The organism is Pseudomonas knackmussii B13 (assembly GCF_000689415.1).
Classification (GTDB): domain Bacteria; phylum Pseudomonadota; class Gammaproteobacteria; order Pseudomonadales; family Pseudomonadaceae; genus Pseudomonas; species Pseudomonas knackmussii.
Map to the genome: position 1 here is coordinate 4,403,264 of NZ_HG322950.1, position 25,182 is coordinate 4,428,445.

The window sequence follows — 25,182 nt, forward strand, 5'->3', positions numbered from 1 at the left end:
GCTCTGCCAGAGCCGCTCCGGGCAATGCCTGAAACCGTAGGAGCGGGCCATGCCCGCGAATCGCGCGCATGGCGCGCTCCTACAACCCGACCACGGACGACCGTGGCGCAGACCGAATGACGGCGGGACGGCCCGCCACCCCATGGGGACTTCCTCATGTTCGACAAGCTCCTGATCGCCAACCGCGGCGCCATCGCCTGCCGCATCCTGCGCACCCTGCGTCAGCTCGAAGTGAAGGGCGTGGCGGTCTACGCCGAAGCCGACGCCGCCAGCCTGCACGTACAGCAGGCCGACGAAGCCTTCGAGCTGGGCGCCGGCCCCGCCGCCAGCACCTACCTGGTAGTCGACAAGATCCTCGCCTCCGCCCGTGAAAGCGGCGCCCAGGCCATCCACCCGGGCTACGGCTTCCTCTCTGAAAACGCCGCCTTCGCCGAAGCCTGCGAAGCGGCAGGCATCGCCTTCGTCGGCCCGACGCCGCAGCAGCTGCGCCTGTTCGGCCTCAAGCACACCGCCCGCGCCCTGGCGCGCGAACAGGGCGTGCCGCTGCTCGAAGGCACCGACCTGCTGGAAAACCTCGACGCCGCGCTGGCCGCCGGCGAAACCGTCGGCTACCCGGTGATGCTCAAGAGCACCGCCGGCGGCGGCGGCATCGGCATGCGCGTGTGCCGCTCGGCGCAGGAGCTCTCCGACGCCTTCGACGCGGTGAAGCGCCTGGGGCAGAACAACTTCAGCGACTCCGGCGTGTTCATCGAGAAGTACATCGAACGCGCCCGCCACCTGGAAGTGCAGGTGTTCGGCGACGGCCAGGGCGAAGTCATCGCCCTCGGCGTGCGCGACTGCTCGGTGCAGCGGCGCAACCAGAAGGTGCTGGAGGAAACCCCCGCGCCTAACCTGCCGGCCGGCATGGCCGACGAGCTCTGCGCGGCGGCGATCAAGCTGGCCAAGGCGGCGAACTACCGCAGCGCCGGCACCGTCGAGTTCGTCTACGACAGCCTGGCCGAGCGCTTCTACTTCCTCGAAGTGAACACCCGCCTGCAGGTGGAGCACGGCGTCACCGAGCAGGTCTGGGGCGTCGACCTGGTGCGCTGGATGATCGAACTGGCGGCCGGCGACCCTGCCGGCGCGCTGGCCGAGCTGGCCGCCGCGCTGAAACCGCAAGGCCACGCCATCCAGGCGCGCCTCTATGCCGAGGACCCGGGCCGCGACTTCCAGCCCAGCCCCGGCCTGCTCACCGCCGTCGCCTTCCCGCCAGCGGATGGCAAGGCGCTGCGCATCGACACCTGGGTCGAGGCCGGCTGCGAGATCCCGCCCTACTTCGACCCGATGATCGCCAAGCTGATCGCCTGGGCGCCGGACCGCGAACAAGCCCGCGCCGGCCTCGACCGCGCACTGGCCGACAGCCTGCTGTACGGCGTGGAATGCAACCGCGACTACCTGCGGCAGATCCTCGCCGACGTGCCCTTCGCCAGCGGCTCGCCCTGGACCCGCTGCCTGGAAGGCCTGCGCTACCGCGCGCAGACTTTCGAGGTGTTGAGCGCCGGCACCCAGACCAGCGTGCAGGACTTCCCCGGCCGCCTCGGCTACTGGGCGGTCGGCGTGCCGCCGTCGGGGCCGATGGACGACCGCGCGCTGCGCCTGGGCAACCGCCTGCTGGGCAACCCGGAAGGCGCCGCCGGCCTGGAAATTACCATGAGCGGCCCGACCCTGCGCTTCAACACCGACGCCGTGGTCGCCGTCACTGGCGCGCGCATCGCCCTGAGCCTGGACGGTGTCGAGCAACCGATGGACACCGCGCTCTTCCTGCCCGCCGGCTCGACTCTCGCCCTGGGCAGCATTTCCGGTGCCGGCGCGCGCAGCTACCTGTGCCTGCGCGGCGGCCTGCAACTGCCGGACTACCTGGGCAGCAAGAGCACCTTCACCCTCGGCCAGTTCGGCGGCCACGGCGGCCGCGCCCTGCGCGCCGGCGATGTGCTGCACCTGGCGGAACTGAGTGACGCCAGCCACGGCGCCCGCCTGCCCGCCGAGCAATGCACCGAGCTGCCGGAGCTGCGGCGCATCCGCGTCATCTACGGCCCGCACGGCGCGCCGGAATACTTCACCCCGGCCTACATCGAGACCTTCTTCGCCACTGCCTGGGAAGTCCACTTCAACTCCAGCCGCACCGGCGTGCGCCTGATCGGCCCGAAACCCGAATGGGTGCGCGACAGCGGCGGCGAGGCCGGCCTGCACCCGTCGAACATCCACGACAACCCCTACGCCATCGGCGCGGTGGACTTCACCGGCGACATGCCGGTGATCCTCGGCCCGGACGGCCCGAGCCTGGGCGGCTTCGTCTGCCCGGTGACGGTGATCGAGGCCGACCTCTGGCAGCTCGGCCAGCTCAAGGCCGGGGACAAGGTGCGCTTCGAACCGGTGGATATCGCCACGGCGCGCGAACTGGCCAGGGCCGGCACGGACAGCACCCTCTCCCGCTTGCGGGAGAGGACGGGGGGAGAGGGAAGCCCCGGCACCGCCCTCACCTCCCCCATCGTCCTCGACCTCGGCCAGGACGACACCCGCCTGGTCGCGCGCCTTTCCGGCGACACCCACCTGCTGCTGGAGATCGGCCAGCCCGAGCTCGACCTGGTGCTGCGCTTCCGCGCCCACGCGCTGATGCAGGCCCTGGAAGCCCTGGCGCTGGAAGGCGTGATCGACCTCACCCCGGGCATCCGCTCGCTGCAAGTGCACTACCAGCCCGAAGCCCTGCCGCTTGCGAAGCTGCTGGAAACCGTCGCCGGCCTGTGGGACGGCGTCTGCGCCGCGCGCGACCTCAAGGTGCCCTCGCGCATCGTCCACCTGCCGCTGTCCTGGGACGACCCGGCCTGTCAGCTGGCCATCGAGAAATACATGACCACGGTGCGCAAGGACGCACCCTGGTGCCCGAGCAACCTGGAGTTCATCCGCCGCATCAACGAGCTGCCTGACCTTGAGGCCGTGTACCGCACGGTGTTCGAGGCCAGCTACCTGGTGATGGGCCTGGGCGACGTCTACCTCGGCGCGCCCGTGGCCACGCCGCTGGACCCGCGCCACCGGCTGGTCACCACCAAGTACAACCCGGCACGCACCTGGACCGCGGAGAACTCGGTAGGTATCGGCGGCGCCTACATGTGCGTGTACGGCATGGAAGGCCCCGGCGGCTATCAGTTCGTCGGCCGCACCCTGCAGATGTGGAACCGCTACCGCGCCGTCGAGGCCTTCGGCGGCAAGCCCTGGCTACTGCGCTTCTTCGACCAGATCCGCTTCTACCCGGTGAGCGCCGAGGAGTTGCTGCGCATCCGCCGCGACTTTCCGCTCGGCCGCTATCCGCTGCGCATCGAGGAAAGCGAGCTGTGCCTGGCCGACTACCAGGCCTTCCTGGGCCGCGAGGCCGAGAGCATCGAGGCCTTCCGCACGCACCAGCGCGCCGCCTTCGACGCCGAACGGCAACGCTGGATCGCCTCCGGCCAGGCGCATTTCGAGAGCGAGGAAGTTGCACCGGAGCTGGGCGAGGACGCGCCCCTGGAAGCCGGCCAGCACGCCATCGAGAGCCACGTCGCCGGCAACCTCTGGCAGGTGCAGGTGAGCGAGGGCGCCAGCGTGAAGGCCGGCGACACCCTGGTGATCCTCGAGTCGATGAAGATGGAAATCCCCCTCACCGCCCCGCGCGACGGCGTGGTCCGCGAGGTCCGCGTGCAGCCCGGTTCGCCGGTGCGGGCGGGACAGCGGGTGGTGGTGCTGGAAGAGGCTTGATCCGCGCAACGCCGCGAATCGCCCGGAACCTATTGAGGAAAAACAGATGAGCCAACCCTTCGACCTCCGCCTATCCACCCTGCGCGCCGCCTACCGCGAAGGCCGCAGCACCCCGCGCCAGCTGATCGCCGAGCTGCGCGACAAGGCCGCCGCGCTGAACCCGGACTACCACCTGTTCATCCACCTGCTGACGCTGGCGGAGCTTGAGCCCTACCTCGCGGCGCTCGACGGCAAGTCACCCGAGCAGTTGCCGCTCTACGGCATCCCCTTCGCCATCAAGGACAACATCGACCTGGCCGGCATCCCCACCACCGCCGCCTGCCCGGCTTTCGCCTATACGCCGAGTGAATCGGCCACGCTGGTGCAGCGACTGATCGAGCTGGGCGCGGTGCCGCTGGGCAAGACCAACCTCGACCAGTTCGCCACCGGCCTCAACGGCACCCGTTCGCCCTATGGCGAATGCCCGAACAGCGTGCTGCCGGAGTTCCCGTCCGGCGGTTCCAGCGCCGGCTCCTCGCTGGCCGTGGCCCTCGGCGTGGCCAGCTTCGCGCTGGGCACCGACACCGCCGGCTCCGGCCGCGTGCCGGCGGCGCTGAACAATCTCGTTGGCCTGAAACCGAGCAAGGGCCTGCTGTCCAACCACGGCCTGGTGCCGGCCTGCCGCACGCTCGACTGCATCACCTACTTCACCGCCACGGCCGCCGAGGCCAGCGAGCTGCTGGCCCTGAGCGCGCGCCACGATCCACAAGATGGCTACAGCCGCACCAATCCTTCCTGGAACGACGGCAGCGCCTTCGGTACGCCACGCCCGTTCCGCTTCGGCGTTCCCCGCGCCCAGGACCTCGAATTCTTCGGCTGCAACGAGGGGCCGGCGCTGTTCGCCCAGGCCATCGAACAATTGCGCGGCATCGGCGGCACACCGGTGGAGATCGATTTCGCGCCCTTCCTCGAAGCCGCTCGACTGCTTTACGAAGGCCCCTGGGTGGCCGAGCGCTACAGCGTCGCCGGCGAGCTGATCGAGCGCGATCCGCAGGCCGTGCTGCCGGTGATCCGCGCGGTGCTGGAAAAAGCCCCTGGCGCCAGCGCGGTGGAGCTGTTCCGCGCGCAGTACCGCCTGCAGGAACTCAAGGCGCAATGCGACGCGATCATCGCCGAGCTGGATTGCGTGCTGACCCCGACCATCGGCCGCCCCGTCACCCTCGACGAACTGCACGCCGCACCCGTGCTGCGCAACTCGCAGCTGGGCTACTACACCAACTTCATGAACCTGCTGGACTACGCCGCCCTGGCGCTGCCCAGCGCCTTCATGACCAATGGCCTGCCCTGGGGCCTGACGCTGTTCGGCCGCGCCTTCACCGACCAGTACCTGCTCGGCCTGGGCGACGCGCTGCAACGCCACAACGCGCTACCACTGGTCGGCGGCAATGCGCTGAACAGTCCTGCGCCCGCCGTATCCGCACGCAGCGACCGCGCGCGGCTGGTGGTGTGCGGCGCCCACCTCGACGGCCTGGCGCTGAACTGGCAACTGCGCCAGCGCGGCGCGCGCCTGCTCGAAGCCACTCAAAGCGCGCCGGCCTACAAGCTCTACGCCCTGGCCGGCGGCCCGCCGCTGCGGCCAGGCATGGTCCGGGTGGCGGAAGGCGGCACGGCCATCGAAGTGGAGATCTGGGAACTGCCCAGCGCCGAGCTCGGCTCCTTCCTCACCGGCATCCCGGCGCCGCTGGGGCTGGGCAAGGTGGAGCTGGCCGACGGCCGCTGGGAGACCGGTTTCATCTGCGACGGCTGGGGCCTCGCCGGTGCCGAGGACATCAGCCATTTCGGCGGCTGGAGAGCCTGGCTGGCCAGCCGCGGCTAAGGGTCGCGGTACGCGGACCGGACGCAGTGGAGGGGTGCTGCGGGAGTCGCTAGAGTGAGTGGAAGCCTATCGCCGAGGTTGTGTCATGCCGATGCTCAGCCACCACGACGCCCAGCAGCGGGTCAACGATATCCACGCCTTCAACCGGGAGCTGCGACGCCTGGGCGAGGAAGGCGCGCTGGAGCTGGACGCGGACCAGCGCGCCCGTGTGGAAACCCATCACCTGCGCCTGCTCGACGACTACCGCGCGCAGTTCGACATCGACCGCGACAGCCAGGACAGCCGCCTGTCGCTGGGCATGCGCGTGGCGTCCTTCCTCGGCGCGCTGGCCCTGGCAGCCAGCCTGTTCTTCCTCTTCTACCAGTTCTGGGGACTGTTCGGCGAAGGCGCGCAGGTCGCCATCCTGGTCGGCGCCTCGCTGCTCACGCTGCTGGCCACCTTCTGGCTGCAGCGCCGCGACGCGTCCGGCTACTTCGCCAAGCTGGCGGCCATGCTGGCCTTCGCCGCGCTGGTGCTGAACATCAGCATGATCGGGCAGATCTTCAACCTCACCCCGTCCGACCTCGCACTGCTGCCCTGGGCCGCCTACGCCCTGCTGCTGGCCTACCTGTGCCAGTCGCGGCTGTTGCTGGCCGCCGCGCTCATCTGCCTGATGGGCTTCATCGCCGCGCGCTGCGGCACCTGGAGCGGGGTCTATTGGCTCGACGTCGGCGAGCGCCCGGAGAACTTCTTCCCCGCCGCCGTGCTGATCTTCCTGGTGCCGCTGGTCTTCGAGCAGCACCGCTTCGACGGTTTCGCCGCGATCTACCGGGTGTTCGGCCTGCTCGCACTCTTCCTGCCGATGCTGGTGATGGCCAACTGGGGCGGGTCCAGCTACCTGCCGTTCGCCCCGCACAAGCTGGAAAGCCTCTACCAATTGCTCGGCTTCGTCTGCGCGGCCCTGGCCATCTGGCTGGGCGCGCGGCAGGAGTGGCCGGAGGTGGTGAACACCGGGCTGACCTTCTTCGTCATCTTCCTCTACACCAAGTTCTTCGACTGGTGGTGGGAGGTGCTGCCCAAGTACCTGTTCTTCCTGGTCCTCGGGCTGGGCGCGGTGGCGATCCTGCTGTTCCTGCGCTACCTGCGCAACGTCCACGGCCTGCTGGGAGGGCGCCTGTGATGAACTGGACACGTACCCAGGGCCTGCTCGCCGGGCTCGGCCTGATCGTCCTGGCCAATGCCGCGGCCCTCGGCGCCGCCGCCTGGAACCGCAGCGGCGAGCCGGACAGCCGCCTGGCACTGAGCGAGCGCGAGCTGGTGCGCAACAGCGACTGGCATAACGAGAACAGCGGCATCAGCCTGCGCTTGCTGTGGCGCATCCCCAGCGACGAGCCGAACGTCGCCTGGGCCCCGCGCATCCCGGCAGACAGCATGCGCGCGCTGGGCTTCACGGTGCCCGAGCGCATCGACCGCGAAAGCGCCCTGGCCTACGACCGCCAGCAGGCCCGCGACGCCCTGCTGGTGCTGGAACTGGACGGCCCGCTGTACCAGCGCGAACTCCAGCTTGCCCAGCAGCGCCTGGCGCAGGCCGAACGGGCGCTGGCCGGCGACCCCGGCAACGTCCATCTCAAGAGCGAGCGCGACTTCCAGCGCGACGCCCTGGAGCACGAGGGACAACGCGCCAGCCGCCTGTTCCTCGCCGACGCCGGCAACGATCTGCAGGCCCTGCGCGCACGCTACCCGGACCGCCAGCGCTACGCCATCGTCCACGGCCAGGTGCGGCCCAGCTCGCTATACCGCAACCGCGCCTGGATCATCGGCGGCATGGCCAGCACCGAGGGCGTACGCGCACTGAACGTGCCCAAGCGCTGGCACGAGGAACTCGAAGGTCTCGCCCCCCGCGCCGAACAACGCGCCGCCCAGGAAGCCGCCCAACCCTTCGTCGCCGAGGTGGATTTCGGCCAGCGCCTGGAGCCGTGGATCGAGAAGATCCAGGCGCGCTGACGAACAACGGCGCATGACCGTTCGCGTTCATGCGCCGCCGACACCTCCAGGCATCCGAATCCCCTTGCACCGCACCCTGCCGCGCTGCACCCTGTGCGCCCGGCGAATTCCCGACCCCGCGACATGACCGACATCGACCCCACCCGCTGCCCGCTCTGCGGCCAGCGCAACCGCTGCGCTCAGGCCGATCCGGCCGCGGACGGCACGTCCTGCTGGTGCTTCGAAACGGCCATCGACCCCGTCGCCCTGCAGCGCATTGCCCCGGAATCGGTCGACCGCGCCTGCCTCTGCCCGCGCTGCGCGCAGAACCTGCCGCCCGAAGACGAACCGACCTGATGCGCCTGGACCGCCTGCTCTCCAACCTGCCCCGCTTCAGCCGCCAGGATGCGCGCCTCTTGCTCGTCTCCGGCCGCCTGCGCGTCGACGGCGAAGTGGTGCGCGACGGCCGCTTCGAGGTGCGCGAGTTCAGCCGCGTGGAGCTGGACGACGAGGTGCTGCAGGCCGGCAAGCCGGCGCGCTACTTCATGCTGCACAAGCCCGAAGGCTGCGTCAGCGCGACCCGCGACGCCGAGCACCGCACCGTGCTCGACCTGCTCGACGAGCCGGACAAGCACGAGCTGCACATCGGCGGCCGCCTCGACTACAACAGCACCGGCCTGCTGCTGATCACCAACGACGGCCTCTGGTCGCGGCGCATGACCCTGCCGGGGCGCAAGCTGCCGAAGGTCTACTACGTCGAGACCGAGCAGCCGATCGAAGCGCATTACGCGGAAACCTTCGCCAAAGGCCTGTACTTCCGCTTCGAGGACCTCACCACGCTGCCCGCGCAACTGGAAATCCTCGACACCCGCGCCGCGCGCCTGACCCTGCACGAAGGCCGCTACCACCAGGTCAAGCGGATGTTCGGCCACTTCCAGAACAAGGTCACCCGCCTGCACCGCGAAAGCATGGCGGGCATCAGCCTCGACCCAGCCCTGGCACCGGGCCAGTACCGGGCCCTGAGCGCCGCGGAAGTAGCCGCTTCGGGCTGAGCCGGACCGTCTGGCATCCTCGATTGCAGGGGCACCAACGCCGCGACTAAGCTGCGTTGACGCTCGCTTCTCGAAGGATTCCGATGAAGACTCTGCACGCCGCCCTGCTCGCGATCAGCCTGTTCGCCCTTCCCGCCGTGGCCGCCACGAGCAGCCACGGATCGCCGCTCAATGACCTGCAGGCAGCGCTGAAGAAGCTCAAGCCAGGGCAGTTCCTCTGGTACCCGGAAATTTCACCGCAGGGGCCAGTCACCGTGGTGGTCAGCCTGACCGAGCAACGCGCCTACGTTTACCGCAACGGCATCGCCATCGGCGTCGCCACCGTGAGCACCGGCAAGCGCGGCCGGGAAACCCCGACCGGCGTATTCACCATCCTGCAGAAGAAAGTCGAGTACTACTCCGACCTCTACGACAGCGCGCCCATGCCCTACATGCAGCGCCTGACCTGGGACGGCATCGCCCTGCACGCCGGCAACCTGCCGGGCTACCCGGCCTCGCACGGCTGCATCCGCATGCCGATGGCCTTCGCCAAGAAGCTCTATGAGGTCACCGGCTTCACCAGCACCACGGTGATCATCTCCGACGCCAAGAGCTCGCCGGTGGAGGTCTACCATCCCGGCCTGCTGGCGCCCCAGGTCAGCGACGGCAAGGCCAGCGGACCGGCCAGCCCGGAGGCGGAGCCCTATTTGAACGATCCGGGCGCGGCCGTCGGTCCGATATCGGTGCTGATCAGCCGCGCCGACCGGCGTGCCTACGTCTACCGCGGCGGCACCCAGATCGGCAGCGCCCCGGTGACCATCGACAATCCGGGCGCGCGCACCGGCGTCGCCGCCTTCTCGCTGCTCGAGCGGCCGACGCCGGAACAGCTCGCCAGCGCCACCCCGAACCTGCGCTGGAGCGCGGTGCAGGTGAGCAACCCGCAGGCCGGGCTGACGCCTTCCGAACAGCTCGGCCAGTTCAGCATGGACTCGCATTTCCTGCGCTCGCTGCTGCTGGCGATGGACGTCGGCAGCACCCTGGTGATCACCGACCTGCCCTCCAGCCGCGATACCCGAAGCAGTTCGGACTTCACGGTGATCACCACCAATGATCGACAAGCGGTACCTGCATCGATCAAAAAATAAGCGAAAATCCGGCCCAATTTCGCGCACTTGCGCGCTATACCAAAACTAGACCTTAGGAAAAACACCAAGGGGGGAACGGCGCCATGCCGTCCGTATCGAACGTCTGGGGGAAACTCCGGCCGCTGCTTGCCGTGGGCGCGCTTCTCGCGCTCGGCTGCGGCACCGTCCACGCCGCTGCCCTGCCCAGCGCCGAGGAACTCCACCGCCTGGCCCCGGCCACCAGCCTGCAGGCCTTGCGCCTGGCGCTCAGCGCATACCAGTGCGCCAGCAGCCAACTGGGCGGCAAGGGCGAACTGCTGACCGTCATCGACTACTCCAAGCCTTCGCGCGACAAGCGCCTGTGGGTGTTCGACCTGAGCAAGCGCAAGCTGCTGTTCGAGGAGTGGGTGGCCCACGGCAAGAACAGCGGCGACGACGTCGCCACTTCCTTCTCCAACCGCCCGAACAGCTACCAGTCGTCGCTGGGCCTTTACCAGACCGGCAACACCTACAGCGGCAAGCACGGCCGCTCACTGCGCCTGCTGGGCCTGGAGCCGGGTTTCAACGACAACAGTGAAGAGCGCGCCATCGTGATGCACGCGGCCGCCTACGCCGACCCGAAAGTGGTCCCCGGCCTCGGCCGCCTCGGCCGCAGCCAGGGCTGCCCGGCGGTACGTCCGCAAGTGGCGAAGCGGCTGATCGACACGCTGTCGCAAGGCAGTTACGTGTTCGCCTACTACCCGCAGCAGAACTGGCTGAGCAATTCGCAGTACCTCGCCGGCGCCAGCTGCACCGTGGCCAAGGCGCCCAACCTGGGCCGCGCGACGACGCTGGCCAAGCGCTGAGCCCCACCGGGGCGGTTCGCCGCCCCGCTCCCCCCTCCCCTTGTTCGGCTCTGCAAGAGCGGATTCATCCGCAAACGACCTGGCAGGGTGTCTCCCTGTAGGAGCGGCCCATGGCCGCGAATCGCGGGCATGGCCCGCTCCTACACGGGGTATCGGTACAGATTTTTTCGCGGATGCGTCCGCTCCTACAGGATGACGCCGGCCTCTATCCGCCCATGCCGAACGGCCCCTCTTCCTCAGGGAGTGGGTTACGGACCTCACCTCAGCGCCGGCGCCAGGCCAGACTCCGCTCCCCCTCCCTAACCCTCCCCCGCAAGCGGGAGAGGGGACTGGTCGGCAGAACGAGCGGCTTTGCAGTCAGCCGGCATGCGTGATTCGCGAGCAAAAACCAGGCGTCCCCCTCGCGCCTACGAAGAGCGCTACGCCCTCGCGGGCGCCTCGACGATCGCCAGCATCGCTTTTTCGTCCACCGCGTCGAGCTGGTCCGGGCGGAGGAATTTCTCGCCGTACTCGCGGTATACCCCGGTTTCGACGAACAGGCGGAACAGCTCGCTGTCGACGTGGCGGTCGCGGGCCATGAAGGCGAGGATCTTCAGCGATTCGGAGAGCGTCTTGGGCGCCTTGTACGGGCGGTCGGCGGCGGTCAGGGCCTCGAAGATGTCGGCAATCGCCATCACCCTTTCCGGAATGCTCATGTCCTCGCCCGCCAGGCGTCTTGGATAGCCGGTGCCGTCCATCTTCTCGTGGTGGTTGGCGGCGATGGTCGGCACGCGCTTGAGGTGCTTGGGCAACGGCAGGGCGCTGAGCATCATCAGGGTCTGCACGATGTGCTCGTTGATCTTGAAACGCTCTTCGTCGGTGAGGGTCCCGCGGCGGATGCCGAGGTTGTAGAGCTCGCCGTAGTTGCTCGCGCAGGGCGGCAGGCGCATGTCGAAACCCCAGCGGTTGCGCGGGTCGTCCTTGTCCACCGGCGGCTTGCGCTCGCCCCAGGGCACGCAGTGTTCGGGTTTGTCGGCGAGCAGGCGTTCTTCCGCCGGCAAGGAGGCTGCCGGCACGCCGACCAGCCGCGCGGCTTCGTCGTGGGAAATGCCCAGGCGGTCGTCGAAGTGGCGCAGCCAGCGGCGTTCGCCGATCCGCTGCAGGCGCTCGATGTCCTCGTCCTTCATGAACTCGCCGCCGACGTTGGCCTGGGCGACGAAGGCGAAGTCTTCCTGCAACGCCTGCCGTTCGGCATCGCGGCGCGCGCCCAGTGCTGCGCTGTCGCCACCCTCGGCGAGACCGCGCCAGTAGTCGATCTCGGCGTCGCGCCAGAGCACCTCGAAGCGCATGCGCACTTCGTGCAGGCGGTTGTACAGGGTCTCCAGCTTGGTGGCCTTGTCCACCACGTATTCCGGGCTGGTGATCTTGCCGCAGTCGTGCAGCCAGGCGGCGATCTGGAATTCGTAGCGGTCGGCGTCGCTCATGGCGAAATCGGCATAGCGGTCGCGGTCGTCGATGGCCTTCTGCAGGAGCATGTCGGCCAGTTGCGGCACGCGCTCGCAGTGCCCGCCGGTGTAGGGGCTCTTGGCGTCGATGGCGTCGGCCAGCAGCTTGATGATGGCGTCCAGCAGGCGTTGCTGCGCTTCGATCAACTGGCGCGTCTCGATGGCCACGGCGGCGGCGCCGGAGAGCTCCTCGACGAAGCGCCGGAACGGCCGACGCGGTTTGCGCCGCCGCTCGCCCTCCTCCTGCAGTTGCAGCACCAGCACGCCGAGCAGTTCCTCGCTGCGATTGCGCAGGGCCACTTCCATGTGCCGGCCGCTGCCGCTCAGCGCCTGGTCCAGCAATGAGGCCAACTGCTTTTCGTCGAAGCCCTGGATGGGCAGCGATTGCCGGTAATGCTCGCCATTGACCGCGCAGGCCAGGCCCAGGCGGTTCTCCTCCTCGTGCAGCAGGTAGACCGCGCCACCGAGCACGCCGGTGGCCTCGACCAGGCGCGACAGCACGTCGGCGAGCATGCTGTCCAGCCGCGTCTCGCGGCTGAGGCTCAGAGTGATGCCCTGGAAATTGCGGATGGTCTTCGACATGCCGCCCAGCACCTGGCTGAGCTCGCGCACTTCGGCGATCCGCGAGTTCACCCCCACCGGGCGGGCGAAGTCGAAGGCCGCCAGGGCGCCGAGCTGCTCGGTCAGCTGGTTCAGCGGGCGGGCGATGCGGCGGCCGATGAGCGAGCCGAGTAGCAGCAACACCAACAGCAGCACGCCGCCCCACAGGGCTTGCTGCAGCAGGGTCGCCCGCGCTCCGGCCAGCAGTTCGGCGGCGGGAATGCTGATCAGCACGCGCGCCTGGGTGCTGGCGAAACTCGCCAGCGGCACCCAGATGCCATACCAGTTCTCGCCGTCGACTCGATAGGCCTGCGCCATGCGGGGCTGGCCACCGATCTCGGCCAGCCGACTCAGGCTCGGCACGCCCAGCTCGCCAAGCTTGGCCAGGCGCGCCTTGCGGCCCTCGCGTACGAGCAGACGCGACAGGTCGGGATAGGCGATCACGGTATCGTGCCCGTCGATCACTGCCAGCTCGGTATGCACGGTCTGGCGCAGATCGCCCATTTCCTCGGCCAGGTCGTTGACAGAGGCGTCCATGCCGATCACCGCGGCGCCATCGACGCTGCGCTGCGCCAGGGTCAAGCCGATCTCGCCGGTGGTGAAGAACACGTAGGGCTGGGTAAGAACCGTGGTGCGACTGGCGGATGCCTCCTGGTACCAGCCACGCTGGCGAGCGTCGAAATGGTAGTCGGGCATGTCCAGGCGCTGAAGCAGCTGCAGCTGATCGTCGTAGAAGCGCCACTCGCCCTGCGGCACGTTCTGCGCGTCGAGCGTCTGGCTCTGCACCAGATAGAGCGCCTTCGGCGGCGCCTTGAGCTTCTCCCGCACCGAGGCGGCGTTGAGCGCGCGCACCAGCAGGAACTCGCCATTCGGATAACCGATGTACACCGCGCTCAGCGTGCGGTTGGCGCGCAGGTTCTCGACCAGGACCGGCAGGCGCTCCAGGCGCGCGGAAAGGTTGTCGGCCTGCGAGATACGGTCATAGCTGAGCAGACGCAAGGTGTTCTGCGCCGGGTCCAGCAGGCGCCGGATACGCTCGTTGACCGTAATGCCGAGCTGCGCGGCGGCCTCCCCGGCTGCCGACACCATCGCGGCCTCGACGCCCCGATAGCCCTGGATCAGCAGCGACGCCGCGAGTACCAGCATGCTGAGGATGATGGCGCCGGTTAGCAGGACCTGCAGTGGAATGCCGCGTCTTTTCGCTTTCATGGTCATGGTTGCTTGTCCAGGTCGCCCGCAGGCGCGCGATAACCGTTGTCGAGCAACGATGCCGCGATATCCAGCGGCGCGTTGCGAAGGAGGATTCTGGAGAGGCCACCGTCCAGGCGCAGGTCCTCGAGCAGGCGCAACCACTCGGCGCTCTGCGCGGCGCTGAAGTGACGGCGCGAGAGCACCAGTCCACGCGCCACGCCCGGCGCATTCAGCTCGATCACGCGGTAGCGATGGCGCATGGCCGGATCGCTCAGAACGGTGGAGAGCACCAGCGCGTGCCCGATCAGCCCGTTCACCTCGCCTTTTTGCAGGGCGGCGAAGCTGCCGCGCTCGTCGGGGTACTCCCTCAACTGCCCGTCGGCGGCCATGATCCGCAATATGGCGTCGAGGTAGGTGCCGTGGCGGTAGCCGCTGATCACGCCCAGGCGCACACCGGGCCGCGCGCGGAAATCGTTCAGGTCGTGCAGGTCCATGGACTGTTCGAGCGGCACGATCAGGCGCTCACGCAGGTACAGGTAGGGAATGAAGTACGCCAGTCGCAGGCGGTCGGGGCTCGCCACGCCGCTCATGGTCAGGTCCACCTCGCCGCTCTCGATGTCCTGCCAGATCTGCGCACGGGGCCGGACCGAAACCTCGAAGCGGCAGCCACTGCGACGCGCCAGTTCGGTGGCCACATCGACATCCATGCCCTTGCCGTCCTCGTAGAGGATCGGGTGTGGATAGAACGCCAGGCGCACCGGCGTAGCGCAGCCGTAGCGGTCTTCCGCGGCCGCATACAGGGAGGCGCAATTCATGAGGGCGCACAGCAGCCCGATGCGCAAGACAGGGAACAAGACCATGGAACCGACCCATCCGTTGTGTCGGCCAGGGAGGAGTGCAACTACCTCTTCCGCGGCAGGGCGATGCTGAGGAAACGACTAGTGGGAAAGTGTAATAGGGCGCTGGCCTTTTGCCGGACAAACGCAGTTCGTCGGAATCCGCCGGCCAAGCAGCGAAAAAATGTGACTCGCCGGTTCCGACGGGGTTGCGTGGCTCGGACCGTCCTGCTTAACTCTGCCCCATGCGTGACTCACCGGTCACGCAATACTTCTAAGAAGCTCCATCCGCCCGGCACCTCCCCGCCAGGCCCTTTCGAAATACCTGCCCAGTACCCTCGCACAGCCTCCACAAGGGCTTTGCGCTTCGCTCTATTTGAAACATAAGCTGTTGAAAATAAAGAATTTATGAAGTTTCGCTGGGTGCAATGAAGTTGTCACCTCAAAGCGTTTTCCTCTGCCTGGTAGTCCTCTGCATCCGATAGTCGGGTGCGTCCATTCGAGCTGCGTATGGAGGAAGCGACATGAGGCCGGAAACCGCCGTCGTCGAGATTCTGCAACACCGGGTTTACACGGAGTTCTATGCGAACAGGGAAGCACGCCAGACCATCATCCTGGTCAACGGCTCGCTGTCGACTACCGCCTCCTTTGCGCAAACGGTGAAGTACCTGCAACCGCACTTCAACGTGGTCTGCTACGACCAGCCCTATGCGGGCGGGTCCAAGGCATTCAACGCGCCGGGCGAATTCATCACCAAGGAGTACGAAGCGCAGCTGCTGCTGGGCCTGATCGAGCACTTCCGCGCCGACGTGGTGATGTCCTTCTCGTGGGGCGGCGTGGCTGCCCTGCTGGCCCTGGCACAGCGCCCAAGCCGCATCCGCAAGGCGGTAATCAGTTCGTTCTCGCCAGTCTTCAATGCGGCCATGCTGGACTACCTGCACCGCGGCATGGATTACCTGGCGGCGTGCGACCGGGCGAACGTGGCCAACCTGGTCAACGAGACCATCGGCCGCTACCTGCCGCAGCTGTTCAAGCGCTACAACTTCCGCCACGTCGCCGGTCTCGACGAGCACGAGTACCTGCAGATGCACTACCACATCTGCCAGGTGTTCAAGCTCAGCACCGAGAACTACATGGAAGACTTCGCCGCCATCGACATCCCGCTGCTGTTCCTCAATGGCGAGATGGACCTGTACACCACGCCGGGCGACGCACGGCAGTTCCAGCAACTGATCCGCGACTGCGAGTTCCGCACCATCCGCAATGCAGGGCACTTCATCGACGTCGAGCACAAGCAGGCCTGGCAGGAAACCCAGGACGCCATGCTGGCTTTCCTGCGTCCGCAACGCCAGCCGGTCAGCCTGTCCCTGGGCAACGGCTACCACCCCAACCTGCAGGGTATCCCGGTCGCCGCCCTGGCCAGTTGAGCGGGCTCGTGAAGGCGGGAGACGCCTCCCGCATCACGGCCCGTCGTTGCCGCCAGCGGATACCCAGGCCGCAGGCGCGGTAGGGCCGGCCCGCGTGCCAGCAATCCGCGCTCAGCGAATGATCTGCGCGAAACGCGCGCTTTCGCCGTGCCGCGCAGTGCCGTCCGACTCCTGCACGGAGCCTTCGCGAAGCTGCGGATCGCCGCACAAGGCCTCGTGGAGCGCATCGAGCATCACCTGCACACGCGCATCGGCGATGCTGTAGTAGATCGAGCGCGACTCGCGGCGAGTCTTCACCAACTGGTTCTGGCGCAGTTCGGCCAACTGCTGCGACAAGCCCGGCTGGCGCAGGCCCAGGTCGCGTTCCAGCTCGGCCACCGAACATTCGCCACGGGCGATGTGGCAGAGCAGCAGCAGGCGCGTCGGGTTGGCCAACAGGCGCAGCAGCTCGGCGGCGTCATTGGCGCGCGCCTTGAGCGCCTCCAGCTCGACGGCGGCCAGCGCTGTCACGGGCGTCTCCAGCGGTAGTACCAGGCCTCGTCGTCGGCCGGCTTCAACGCCAGGGCTTCGCGTGCGTCGAGGGCCACCGGCTCGAGCAGCGGTTGCTCCGGCTGCCAGCCTTCCGGGGTGGAAGCGCCGTAGCGATCGCTGGCCTGCAGCGCAGCCACCAGGCGCAACAGCTCATCGACCGAGCGACCGACGTTCATCGGGTACCAGTTCATGGCGCGAATGATGCCTTCCGGGTCGATCACATAGCTGACGCGAGCTGTCGAGCTGTCGCTGGCATCGGCGGCGACCATGCCGTAGCCACGGGCGATGGCCATGGACGGGTCCTCGATGATCGGGAAGTCGATGGCCACGCCGAAGCGCTCGTGGATGTCCCGGATCCACGCCAGGTGCGAATAGAGGCCGTCCACCGACAGCGCGAGCAGCTCGCATCCCAGCGCATCGAAGCGCGGCTTGGCACGGGCGAAGGCGATGAACTCGCTGGTGCACACCGGCGTGAAATCCGCCGGATGGGAGAACAGCAACAGCCAACGCCCACGATAATCACTCAAGGCGACATCGCCACGGGTGGTGCGTGCGCGAAACTCCGGCGCACGGTCGTTCTGCCGCAGGGGCGGCATGGCAGGTGCGGGGCTGACGATGGGTTCCACGGTGCTCGGCATCCTCGAATGAACAGGCCCGCCATGCTAACGCCAGGGCTCGGTAGCGTCGATGACGGTATTTCCGAGATTACAATTGCGTAATTACTTAAATAATGTAAGCATGATTTAAGTCAATGCCGCAGGAGATGTCAGCATGACGTCCGCGAACCCCGATCAGGCCCTGACCCGCGCCATCGCGCTGGTCGAAGCCACCCAGGCCGCCCCGGCCAGGCGCCCGCAGATCACCTCCTTCTTCGACGAAGCCACCTTCACCGCCAGCCATGTGGTGCGCGACCCGTCCAGCCAGGCCTGCGCCATCATCGACAGCGTGCTCGACTTCGACGCTGCCAGCGGCCGCACCAGCAGTACCTCTGCCGACGCCGTAATGGCCTTCGTCCGCGAACACGACCTGCACGTCGAATGGCTGCTGGAGACCCACGCCCACGCCGACCATCTGTCCGCCGCGCCGCTGCTGCAGCAGGAACTGGGCGGACGCCTCGCCATCGGCGAGAAGATCACGGTGGTGCAGCAAGCCTTCGGCAAGATCTTCAACGAGGGCAGCGCCTTCGCCCGCGACGGCAGCCAGTTCGATCATCTTTACGCGGATGGCGAAAGTTTCCGTATCGGCAATCTCGAAGCCATCGCCCTGCACGTACCCGGCCACACCCCCGCATGCATGGCCTACGTGATCGGCGACGCGGTGTTCGTCGGCGACACCCTGTTCATGCCCGACTACGGCACCGCCCGCTGCGACTTCCCCGGCGGCGACAGCGCCACCCTCTACCGCTCGGTGCAACGCCTGCTGGCGCTGCCGGACGCCACTCGCGTGCTGCTCTGCCACGACTACAAGGCGCCCGGCCGCGACCACTACGTCTGGGAATCCAGCATCGGCGAACAGCGCTGCCACAACGTGCACATCCACGAAGGCATTGCCGAAGGCGAATTCGTCGCCATGCGCGATGCGCGCGATGCCACCCTCGCCATGCCGCGCCTGATCCTGCCCTCGGTGCAGGTGAACATGCGCGGCGGCCGCCTGCCGGAGCCGGAAGACAACGGCGTGAGCTACCTGAAGCTGCCACTGAACCTCCTGTGAGCAGCGCGAGCGAGGCGCCGCGGCGGCCGGCGCCTCGCCCACTCCTTGCCTTGCAGCGCCGCCGCACGAGGTAACCCCATGCATCGTCTCGACCTCGACGACGGATTCGCCGTCGCCGCGCAGATTCGCCCGGAAGACATCCCGGAACTGGCCGCCGCCGGTTTCCGCACCCTGATATGCAATCGCCCCGACGGCGAAGCCGCCGATCAACCCGGTAGCGATGCCATCGCACGAGCCGCCCAAGCCCACGGCATCGACTTCGTGCACATTCCGGTCGTCAGCGGCGCCATCGACGAGGCCGCGGTCGCCGCCTTCGCCACCGCCCTGGCCGAACGACCCGGCCCGCTGCTCGCCTACTGCCGCAGCGGCATGCGCTCGGCCTCGCTATGGGCACTGAGCCAGGCCGACCGACGGCCGCTGGAGCAGATCCTCGCCGCCACCACCCGCGCCGGCTTCGATCTCTCCACCCTGCACTGGCGCCTGCATCGCGCGGCCCGCCCGGCCAATCTTCGCGAGCCGCTCTACGACGTGGTCCTGATCGGCGCCGGCGCTGCCGGCCTGGCCACCTGCGCCAGCCTGCTCAAGCGTCGCCAGGACCTGCGCATCTGCGTGGTCGAGCCGGCTTCCGAGCACTTCTACCAGCCAGGCTGGACCATGGTCGGCGCCGGCGTCTTCACCCAGGAGCGCACCGTGCGCCCCATGGCCTCGCTGATCCCCGACTGCGTGGCCTGGGAGCGCTCCGCCGCGGCCGCCTTCGAACCGCAGCACGACCGAGTGATCCTGGCCAATGGCGATAGCCTGCGATACCGCACCCTGGTGGTCGCGCCCGGCATCAAGCTCGACTGGCAATCGATCCCCGGCCTGGCCGAGACGCTCGGGCGCAACGGGGTGACCTCCAACTACCGCTTCGACCTCGCCCCCTACACCTGGCAACTGGTACGCGGCCTGCACAGCGGCCGCGCGCTCTTCACCCAGCCGCCGATGCCGATCAAGTGCGCCGGCGCACCACAGAAGGCCATGTACCTGTCGGCCGACCACTGGCGCCGCAGCGGCCGCCTGGACGGCATCGACATCCAGTTCCACACCGCCGGCGCCGCGCTGTTCGGCGTCGAAGCCTACGTCCCGGCACTGATGGAGTACGTCGAGCGCTACCGCGCGCAGCTCAATTTCGGCTCGACCCTGGTCGCCGTCGATGGCCCCGCGCGCACCGCGACCTTCGCTCGCACCGATGCCAACGGCCAGCGCATCGAGGAAACCCGCGAGTTCGACATGCTCCACGTCTGCCCCCCACAGACCGCGCCGGACTTCATCCGCCGCAGTCCGCTGGCCAGCGAGAGCGGCTGGATCGATGTCGATCACAACACCCTTCGCCACCAGCGCTTCGCCAACGTCTTCGCCCTCGGCGACGTCAGCGCCGCGCCCAACGCCAAGACGGCCGCGGCGGCGCGCAAGCAGGCGCCGGTGGTGGCGGAGAACGTCCTCGCCTGCCTCGACGACCAGCCGCTGCAGGCGGCGTACGACGGCTATGGCTCCTGCCCGCTGACCGTGGAGCGCGGCAAGATCGTGCTCGCCGAGTTCGGTTATGGCGGCAAGCTGCTGCCGACCTTCCCGCGCTGGCTGATCGACGGCCGTCGTCCCTCGAGCCTCGCCTGGCACCTGAAGTCCGAGGCGCTGCCGAGCCTGTACTGGAACGCCATGCTCAAGGGCCGCGAATGGCTCTGCGCACCGGCCCGCCACACCACCGCTGCAAGCGCCTGAGGAGCCGCCATGCCGACCCTGAGCTTGCTGCAGTACCTGCTCGGCGCCGCCGCCGGTTCGCTGGTCGGCTTCACCCTCGGCCTGGTCGGCGGCGGCGGCTCGATCCTCGCCGTGCCGCTGATGGTCTACCTGGTCGGGGTCGACAACCCGCACATCGCCATCGGCACCAGCGCCCTGGCGGTGGCCGCCAACGCCGCGGCGAACCTGCTCAATCACGCCCGCCGTGGCAACGTTAAATGGCCGTGCGCATCGGTCTTCGCGGTGGTCGGGGTGATAGGCGCGTTCTTCGGCTCCAGCCTGGGCAAGGCCTTCGACGGACAGAAGCTGCTGGTGCTGTTCTCGCTGCTGATGCTGGTGGTGGCCGCCCTCATGGTGCGCGGACGCGGCAGCGAGGGCGACGCCAGTGTCGCACTCGGCCCGGGCAACGCCCCTCGCCTGGCGGCCTTCGGAGGACTGGCCGGGGCGCTCTCGGGGTTCTTCGGCATCGGCGGCGGCTTCCTCATCGTCCCCGGACTGATGGTCGCCACGCGCATGCCGATCCTCTTCGCCGTCGGCAGCTCGCTGGTGGCGGTCACCGCCTTCGGCCTGACCACCGCGCTCAACTACGCGCGTTCCGGGCTGGTCGACTGGATGCTGGCGCTGGTGTTCATCGCAGGCGGCATCGGCGGCGGCCTGCTCGGCGCCCTGTTGGCCACGCGCCTGTCGCGCAGCCAGGGGCTGCTCAACCTGGTTTCCGCCACCATGATCGGCGCGACCGCGCTCTACATGCTCTATCGCAGCCTTGGCGCGCTTGGCGTGATCTGAGTCGATCCGGCGCCCCACGCCGGCGAGCGCGCGGCGATCATCCGCGAAGCAGCGAACACAGCGCCCCATCCGGCGGTCCAACCGAGAGTGCGCTGCAGCCAAACGGACTCGCAGCAGTCATAAAACTCGCACTACTATCCAGGTAAGCCCCACCCTTCAGCGGCCGCCCTTGCGGCCCCCGGGGCAGGACACCGCCGCCGCGCGGTTGAAGTACCCAGATGCCCCAGCGGCATCCGAATACATGGAAGCTGTAATGTCCCACAGACCCACCATCAATGCCTCGGTCAGCCCCAAGGGCACCCTCGAAACCCTGTCCCAGCGCGAAGTGGCGCAACTCAGCGAAGCCGGCTCGGGCAACCTCTACCAGCTCTTCCGCCAGTGCGTGCTGGCGATCCTCAACACCGGCGCTCGTATCGACAACGCCAAGACCATCCTCGACGCCTACCGCGACTTCGAGGTCCGCATCCACCAGCAGGACCGTGGCGTGCGCCTGGAACTGCTGAACGCGCCGGCCGACGCCTTCGTCGATGGCGAGATGATCGCCGGCACCCGCGAAATGCTCTTCAGCGCGCTGCGCGACATCGTCTACACCGCCAGCGAGCTGGAGAACCAGCGCGTCGACCTGAACAGCTCGGCGGGCATCACCGACTACGTCTTCCACCTGCTGCGCAACGCCCGCACCCTGCGCGCCGGCGTCGAGCCGAAGATCGTCGTGTGCTGGGGCGGCCACTCCATCAGCACCGAGGAATACAAGTACACCAAGAAGGTCGGCCACGAGCTGGGCCTGCGTAACCTCGACGTCTGCACCGGTTGCGGCCCCGGCGTGATGAAGGGCCCGATGAAGGGCGCCACCATCGGCCACGCCAAGCAGCGCCACCACGGTGGCCGCTACCTGGGCCTGACCGAGCCGGGGATCATCGCCGCCGAGGCGCCGAACCCGATCGTCAATGAACTGGTGATCCTGCCGGACATCGAGAAGCGCCTGGAAGCCTTCGTCCGCGTCGGCCACGGCATCATCATCTTCCCCGGCGGCGTGGGCACGGCCGAGGAGTTCCTCTACCTGCTGGGCATCCTCATGCACCCGGACAACCAGGAGCTGCCCTTCCCGCTGCTGCTCACTGGGCCGAAGAGCGCCGCGCCCTACTTCGAACAGCTGCATGCCTTCGTCGGCGCCACCCTCGGCGAAGCCGCGCAGCGTCGCTACCGCATCCTCATCGACGATCCGGCGGAAGTGGCGCGGGAAATGGCAAAGGGGCTCAAGGAGGTCAAGCAGTTCCGCCGCGAGCGCAACGACGCCTTCCACTTCAACTGGCTGCTGAAGATCGACGAGCGCTTCCAGCGTCCGTTCGACCCGACCCACGAGAACATGGCCGCGCTGCAGCTCACGAAAGACATACCGCCGCACAAGCTGGCCGCCAACCTGCGCCGGGCCTTCTCCGGCATAGTCGCGGGCAACGTGAAGGAGAACGGCGTGCGCCTGATCGAGGAGCACGGCCCCTACGAGATCCACGGCGACCACCAGGTGATGAAGCCGCTGGACGACCTGCTGCAGGCCTTCGTCAAGCAACACCGCATGAAGCTGCCCGGCGGCGCGGCCTACAAGCCGTGCTACCGGGTGGTCGGCAGCGGCGCCTGAAACAGCGGGGCCGGCTCGTCCGGCCCCGCCCTTCCCCTCCCAACGGACGGCCAGCGCTACGCGGCACGCATGCCCGGTGATAGCATGCGCGCCCCATGCGCCTGACCGAACTCGACCAACGCCTCGCCGACCTCGGCGCGCTGCCCAAGCACCGCGCGCGGATGCTGCGTGCCTGGCTGCAGGGCCAGCCGCTGGACCTCGGCACGCGCCGCCAGGCGAGCGAGAACTTCCTGCCGCTGGCGGTGCGCAATGCCGTGCCCGAGCTGAGCGCGGCGCTCGACGGCCTGGCCCGCCTGCATTCCCGCCACCCGGCCGGCGACGGCTCCGAGCGCCTGCTGGTGAGCCTGGCCGACGGCCAGATGGTCGAGAGTGTGCTGCTGCCGCGCGGCGGTCTGTGCGTATCGACCCAGGTCGGCTGTGCGGTCGGTTGCCGTTTCTGCATGACCGGCAAGAGCGGTCTGCTGCGCCAGGTGCACAGCAGCGAGATCGTCGCCCAGTTGGTCTTGGCGCGGCGACTGCGCCCGGTGAAGAAAGTGGTGTTCATGGGCATGGGCGAGCCGGCGCACAACCTCGACAACGTGCTCGAAGCCATCGACATCTTCGGCAGCAGCGCCGGCATCGGCCACAAGAACCTGGTGTTCTCCACCGTCGGCGATCCGCGCGTGTTCGAGCGCCTGCCACAACAACAGGTGAAGCCGGCCCTCGCGCTTTCGCTGCACACCACCAAGGCCGAGCTGCGCGAGCACCTGCTGCCCAAGGCACCGAAGATCACCCCGGACGAACTGGTCGAACTGGGCGAAACCTACGCCCGCGAGGTCAGCTACCCGATCCAGTACCAGTGGACCCTGCTCAAGGGCGTCAACGATGGCCAGGACGAGCTGGACGGCATCCTGCGCCTGCTCAAGGGCAAGTTCGCGGTGCTCAACCTGATCCCCTTCAACGCCCTGGAAGGCGACGCCTACCAGCGCCCGGACGGCGAGCGCATCGTCGAGATCGTCCGCTACCTGCACAGCCGCGGCGTGCTGACCAAGGTGCGCAACAGCGCCGGGCAGGACGTCGATGGCGGCTGCGGGCAACTACGTGCCCGCACGGTAGAACGCCTGGACGTCCGCCAGCTGGACGCCTGAGTCGGGCATCAGCCTTCGTCTTCGAGGTTCTCGCGCACCCGCTCCAGCAACGCCGCGAGTGCCTGCTTCTCTTCGGCGCTGAAGCCCTGCACCGCCACCTCGGACAGGCGCCGGCCCTGGCGCGCGACCACGCCGTATACCGTCTCCCCCGCCTCGCTCAGACTCAGGCAGAGGCTGCGCTTGTCCTGCTCGTCGGCGCTGGCGTCGAGCAACTCGCGCTGGCGCAGGCCCTGGATCAGCCGGGCGATCTGCGCCTTGTCGCGCCCGCTGTGCTGCACCAGGTCACGCTGGGTCGCGCCCGGATGGCGGGCGAAAAAGCCCAGCACCTTGAACTCCATGTGCGTGAGCTCGTGGGGACCGTCGCGCAATTCGCGGTACTGCCGCGAGCGGTACAGGTGCATGACGGCGTGGATGAGTTCGAGCGGATCGTCGGTTTTCACGGCTATATGGTTGACAATATCAACTACTAGTTCTTAGGATTTGTTGACATTATCAACCATAGCCCACGAGGGCAAGCCATGACCCAAGCCACCGTACAACGCCGCGTCCAGCGCATCCGCCACGAACTGCGCATGCGCGAAGTCGAAGTCGTCCGCCGCGAGCGCATCAGCCCGCACTTCATCAGCCTCACCTTTGCCGGCGAAGCCCTGGCGGACTTCGTCTCCGCCGGTTTCGACGACCACATCAAGTTCATGTTCGACGACGCCGACGGCAACACCGTGCGCCGCGACTACACCCCGCGCCGCTTCGACCGACAGGCCCGCGAGCTGACCGTGGAATTTGCCCTGCACGGCGACGGCAAGGTCTGCCAATGGGCCGAGAATGCGCAGGTCGGCGATGCGGCAGTGATCGGCGGGCCGCGCGGCTCGATGATCGTCCCCACCGATTTCGCCTGGCGCCTGCTGATCGCCGACGCCACCGGCCTGCCCGCCGTGCATCGCTGCCTGGAGGAACTGCCGGCCGGCACCCGCGCCATTGTCCTGCTGCAGGTCGAGGCCGCCGATCGTCGCGCGTTCGACAGCGCCGCCGATGTTCAACTGCAATGGTTCGATAGCAGCGAACAACTGCTGGCCGCCGTCGAGGCATTGCAACTGCCCGAAGGCGAAGGCTTCTGCTGGGGCGCCGGCGAGTCCGCCAGCATGGTCCGCGTGCGCAACCTGCTGACCCAGGAGAAGGGCCAGCTGAAGGAAACCATGCGCATCGCCGCCTACTGGCGCCAGGGCGAATCCGATCACCACGAGGAACTCAGCCAGTGAAACGCCCGCCGATCCGCCGCCGCACCCCGGCCGAACTCGACAAGGCGCTGCGGCTGGAGCCGGGCATGCTCTTTACCATCGAACCGATGATCTACGCCGGCCGCACGGAAACCCGCGAGCCGGCCGACGCCTGAATCCGCCGACCGGCCCATTGCCAGCGCGGCCGGCGCCCCAACTTCGCGCACCTTCCGCTGCTCCTTGCCCCGCCGCAGGCTGCACCCATTGCCGGCCGCCAGC

21 protein-coding genes are annotated in these 25,182 nt (G+C 68.1%); 16 read left to right on the top strand and 5 right to left on the bottom strand.

Going from position 1 to position 25,182, the window contains the following annotated elements; genetic code table 11:
* Positions 1-156: 156 nt before the first annotated feature.
* From uca to PKB_RS20740, 8 genes are all read left to right on the top strand, one after another.
* On the top strand, positions 157-3,768 hold the full coding sequence (gene uca, locus PKB_RS20705) for an urea carboxylase (protein WP_043254087.1): 3,612 nt from the start codon (positions 157-159) through the stop codon (positions 3,766-3,768).
* Positions 3,769-3,814: 46 nt separating this feature from the next.
* Positions 3,815-5,623: an allophanate hydrolase gene (atzF, locus tag PKB_RS20710; RefSeq protein ID WP_043254089.1), complete on the top strand. Its 1,809-nt coding sequence runs from the start codon at positions 3,815-3,817 to the stop codon at positions 5,621-5,623.
* A gap of 85 nt (positions 5,624-5,708) precedes the next feature.
* Entirely contained in the window at positions 5,709-6,782 is a 1,074-nt protein-coding gene (locus PKB_RS20715; protein ID WP_043254091.1) for a DUF2157 domain-containing protein, read from the top strand.
* Entirely contained in the window at positions 6,782-7,606 is an 825-nt protein-coding gene (locus tag PKB_RS20720) for a DUF4824 family protein (protein WP_043254092.1), read from the top strand. The genes PKB_RS20715 and PKB_RS20720 overlap by 1 nt, the downstream gene beginning before the upstream one ends.
* A 123-nt stretch (positions 7,607-7,729) precedes the next feature.
* Positions 7,730-7,942 (top strand): cysteine-rich CWC family protein, encoded by a 213-nt coding sequence (locus tag PKB_RS20725; RefSeq protein WP_043254094.1) that lies wholly within the window; start codon positions 7,730-7,732, stop codon positions 7,940-7,942.
* On the top strand, positions 7,942-8,637 hold the full coding sequence (locus PKB_RS20730; protein ID WP_043254095.1) for a pseudouridine synthase: 696 nt from the start codon (positions 7,942-7,944) through the stop codon (positions 8,635-8,637). Before PKB_RS20725 ends, PKB_RS20730 begins: the two co-directional genes overlap by 1 nt.
* An 83-nt stretch (positions 8,638-8,720) precedes the next feature.
* Positions 8,721-9,761, top strand: coding sequence for a L,D-transpeptidase (locus tag PKB_RS20735; RefSeq protein WP_043254097.1), 1,041 nt, complete (start codon positions 8,721-8,723; stop codon positions 9,759-9,761).
* An 83-nt stretch (positions 9,762-9,844) separates the two neighbouring features.
* Positions 9,845-10,585 (top strand): murein L,D-transpeptidase catalytic domain family protein, encoded by a 741-nt coding sequence (locus PKB_RS20740; protein ID WP_043254099.1) that lies wholly within the window; start codon positions 9,845-9,847, stop codon positions 10,583-10,585.
* Positions 10,586-11,004: 419 nt separating this feature from the next.
* On the opposite strand, the gene PKB_RS20745 is transcribed toward PKB_RS20740, so the two are convergent.
* Both PKB_RS20745 and PKB_RS20750 read right to left on the bottom strand, forming a co-directional pair.
* A complete protein-coding gene (locus PKB_RS20745) occupies positions 11,005-13,878 on the bottom strand; it encodes an HD domain-containing phosphohydrolase (protein ID WP_043257574.1) in 2,874 nt (957 codons plus the stop codon).
* A 2-nt stretch (positions 13,879-13,880) separates the two neighbouring features.
* The gene (locus tag PKB_RS20750; RefSeq protein WP_236658312.1) at positions 13,881-14,675 is read right to left on the bottom strand and encodes a substrate-binding periplasmic protein; all 795 of its coding nucleotides are present in this window, start codon (positions 14,673-14,675) and stop codon (positions 13,881-13,883) included.
* Positions 14,676-15,220: 545 nt separating this feature from the next.
* Here PKB_RS20750 and PKB_RS20755 point away from each other — a divergent pair.
* The gene (locus PKB_RS20755) at positions 15,221-16,123 is read left to right on the top strand and encodes an alpha/beta fold hydrolase (RefSeq protein WP_043254102.1); all 903 of its coding nucleotides are present in this window, start codon (positions 15,221-15,223) and stop codon (positions 16,121-16,123) included.
* 111 nt (positions 16,124-16,234) lie between these two features.
* Here PKB_RS20755 and PKB_RS20760 read toward each other — a convergent pair whose 3' ends face one another.
* Both PKB_RS20760 and PKB_RS20765 read right to left on the bottom strand, forming a co-directional pair.
* Positions 16,235-16,633: an ArsR/SmtB family transcription factor gene (locus PKB_RS20760; protein WP_052355342.1), complete on the bottom strand. Its 399-nt coding sequence runs from the start codon at positions 16,631-16,633 to the stop codon at positions 16,235-16,237.
* Entirely contained in the window at positions 16,630-17,280 is a 651-nt protein-coding gene (locus PKB_RS20765) for a peroxiredoxin (protein ID WP_236658313.1), read from the bottom strand. Before PKB_RS20765 ends, PKB_RS20760 begins: the two co-directional genes overlap by 4 nt.
* Positions 17,281-17,425: 145 nt before the next feature.
* On the opposite strand from PKB_RS20765, the gene PKB_RS20770 reads away from it, so the two are divergent.
* From PKB_RS20770 to PKB_RS20790, 5 genes are all read left to right on the top strand, one after another.
* Positions 17,426-18,364, top strand: coding sequence for an MBL fold metallo-hydrolase (locus PKB_RS20770; RefSeq protein WP_043254107.1), 939 nt, complete (start codon positions 17,426-17,428; stop codon positions 18,362-18,364).
* Positions 18,365-18,442: 78 nt separating this feature from the next.
* Positions 18,443-20,122 carry a bifunctional protein tyrosine phosphatase family protein/NAD(P)/FAD-dependent oxidoreductase gene (locus PKB_RS20775; RefSeq protein ID WP_043254109.1) on the top strand — a complete coding sequence of 560 codons (1,680 nt, stop codon included), beginning with the start codon at positions 18,443-18,445 and terminating at the stop codon, positions 20,120-20,122.
* A gap of 9 nt (positions 20,123-20,131) precedes the next feature.
* Positions 20,132-20,926 (top strand): sulfite exporter TauE/SafE family protein, encoded by a 795-nt coding sequence (locus tag PKB_RS20780; protein ID WP_043254112.1) that lies wholly within the window; start codon positions 20,132-20,134, stop codon positions 20,924-20,926.
* 253 nt (positions 20,927-21,179) lie between these two features.
* A complete protein-coding gene (ppnN, locus tag PKB_RS20785; protein WP_043254114.1) occupies positions 21,180-22,562 on the top strand; it encodes a nucleotide 5'-monophosphate nucleosidase PpnN in 1,383 nt (460 codons plus the stop codon).
* Between the two features lie 95 nt (positions 22,563-22,657).
* Positions 22,658-23,689, top strand: coding sequence for an RNA methyltransferase (locus PKB_RS20790; protein WP_043254116.1), 1,032 nt, complete (start codon positions 22,658-22,660; stop codon positions 23,687-23,689).
* A gap of 8 nt (positions 23,690-23,697) precedes the next feature.
* Here PKB_RS20790 and PKB_RS20795 read toward each other — a convergent pair whose 3' ends face one another.
* A complete protein-coding gene (locus tag PKB_RS20795; protein WP_052355343.1) occupies positions 23,698-24,129 on the bottom strand; it encodes a MarR family winged helix-turn-helix transcriptional regulator in 432 nt (143 codons plus the stop codon).
* A 78-nt stretch (positions 24,130-24,207) separates the two neighbouring features.
* On the opposite strand from PKB_RS20795, the gene PKB_RS20800 reads away from it, so the two are divergent.
* Together PKB_RS20800 and PKB_RS30035 are read left to right on the top strand one after the other, a co-directional pair.
* Positions 24,208-24,945 carry a siderophore-interacting protein gene (locus PKB_RS20800; protein WP_043254120.1) on the top strand — a complete coding sequence of 246 codons (738 nt, stop codon included), beginning with the start codon at positions 24,208-24,210 and terminating at the stop codon, positions 24,943-24,945.
* The gene (locus PKB_RS30035) at positions 24,942-25,079 is read left to right on the top strand and encodes a hypothetical protein (protein WP_197539232.1); all 138 of its coding nucleotides are present in this window, start codon (positions 24,942-24,944) and stop codon (positions 25,077-25,079) included. The genes PKB_RS20800 and PKB_RS30035 overlap by 4 nt, the downstream gene beginning before the upstream one ends.
* The last annotated feature ends 103 nt before the right edge of the window (positions 25,080-25,182 follow it).

Excerpts from the sequence above, each read along its gene's own strand:
- uca (WP_043254087.1), top strand. The coding sequence starts at position 157 with ATGTTCGACAAGCTCCTGATCGCCAACCGCGGCGCCATCGCCTGCCGC.
- atzF (WP_043254089.1), top strand. The coding sequence starts at position 3,815 with ATGAGCCAACCCTTCGACCTCCGCCTATCCACCCTGCGCGCCGCCTAC.
- PKB_RS20715 (WP_043254091.1), top strand. The coding sequence starts at position 5,709 with ATGCCGATGCTCAGCCACCACGACGCCCAGCAGCGGGTCAACGATATC.
- PKB_RS20720 (WP_043254092.1), top strand. The coding sequence starts at position 6,782 with ATGAACTGGACACGTACCCAGGGCCTGCTCGCCGGGCTCGGCCTGATC.
- PKB_RS20725 (WP_043254094.1), top strand. The coding sequence starts at position 7,730 with ATGACCGACATCGACCCCACCCGCTGCCCGCTCTGCGGCCAGCGCAAC.
- PKB_RS20730 (WP_043254095.1), top strand. The coding sequence starts at position 7,942 with ATGCGCCTGGACCGCCTGCTCTCCAACCTGCCCCGCTTCAGCCGCCAG.
- PKB_RS20735 (WP_043254097.1), top strand. The coding sequence starts at position 8,721 with ATGAAGACTCTGCACGCCGCCCTGCTCGCGATCAGCCTGTTCGCCCTT.
- PKB_RS20740 (WP_043254099.1), top strand. The coding sequence starts at position 9,845 with ATGCCGTCCGTATCGAACGTCTGGGGGAAACTCCGGCCGCTGCTTGCC.
- PKB_RS20745 (WP_043257574.1), bottom strand. The coding sequence starts at position 13,878 with ATGAAAGCGAAAAGACGCGGCATTCCACTGCAGGTCCTGCTAACCGGC.
- PKB_RS20750 (WP_236658312.1), bottom strand. The coding sequence starts at position 14,675 with ATGAATTGCGCCTCCCTGTATGCGGCCGCGGAAGACCGCTACGGCTGC.
- PKB_RS20755 (WP_043254102.1), top strand. The coding sequence starts at position 15,221 with ATGAGGCCGGAAACCGCCGTCGTCGAGATTCTGCAACACCGGGTTTAC.
- PKB_RS20770 (WP_043254107.1), top strand. The coding sequence starts at position 17,426 with ATGACGTCCGCGAACCCCGATCAGGCCCTGACCCGCGCCATCGCGCTG.
- PKB_RS20775 (WP_043254109.1), top strand. The coding sequence starts at position 18,443 with ATGCATCGTCTCGACCTCGACGACGGATTCGCCGTCGCCGCGCAGATT.
- PKB_RS20780 (WP_043254112.1), top strand. The coding sequence starts at position 20,132 with ATGCCGACCCTGAGCTTGCTGCAGTACCTGCTCGGCGCCGCCGCCGGT.
- ppnN (WP_043254114.1), top strand. The coding sequence starts at position 21,180 with ATGTCCCACAGACCCACCATCAATGCCTCGGTCAGCCCCAAGGGCACC.
- PKB_RS20790 (WP_043254116.1), top strand. The coding sequence starts at position 22,658 with ATGCGCCTGACCGAACTCGACCAACGCCTCGCCGACCTCGGCGCGCTG.
- PKB_RS20800 (WP_043254120.1), top strand. The coding sequence starts at position 24,208 with ATGACCCAAGCCACCGTACAACGCCGCGTCCAGCGCATCCGCCACGAA.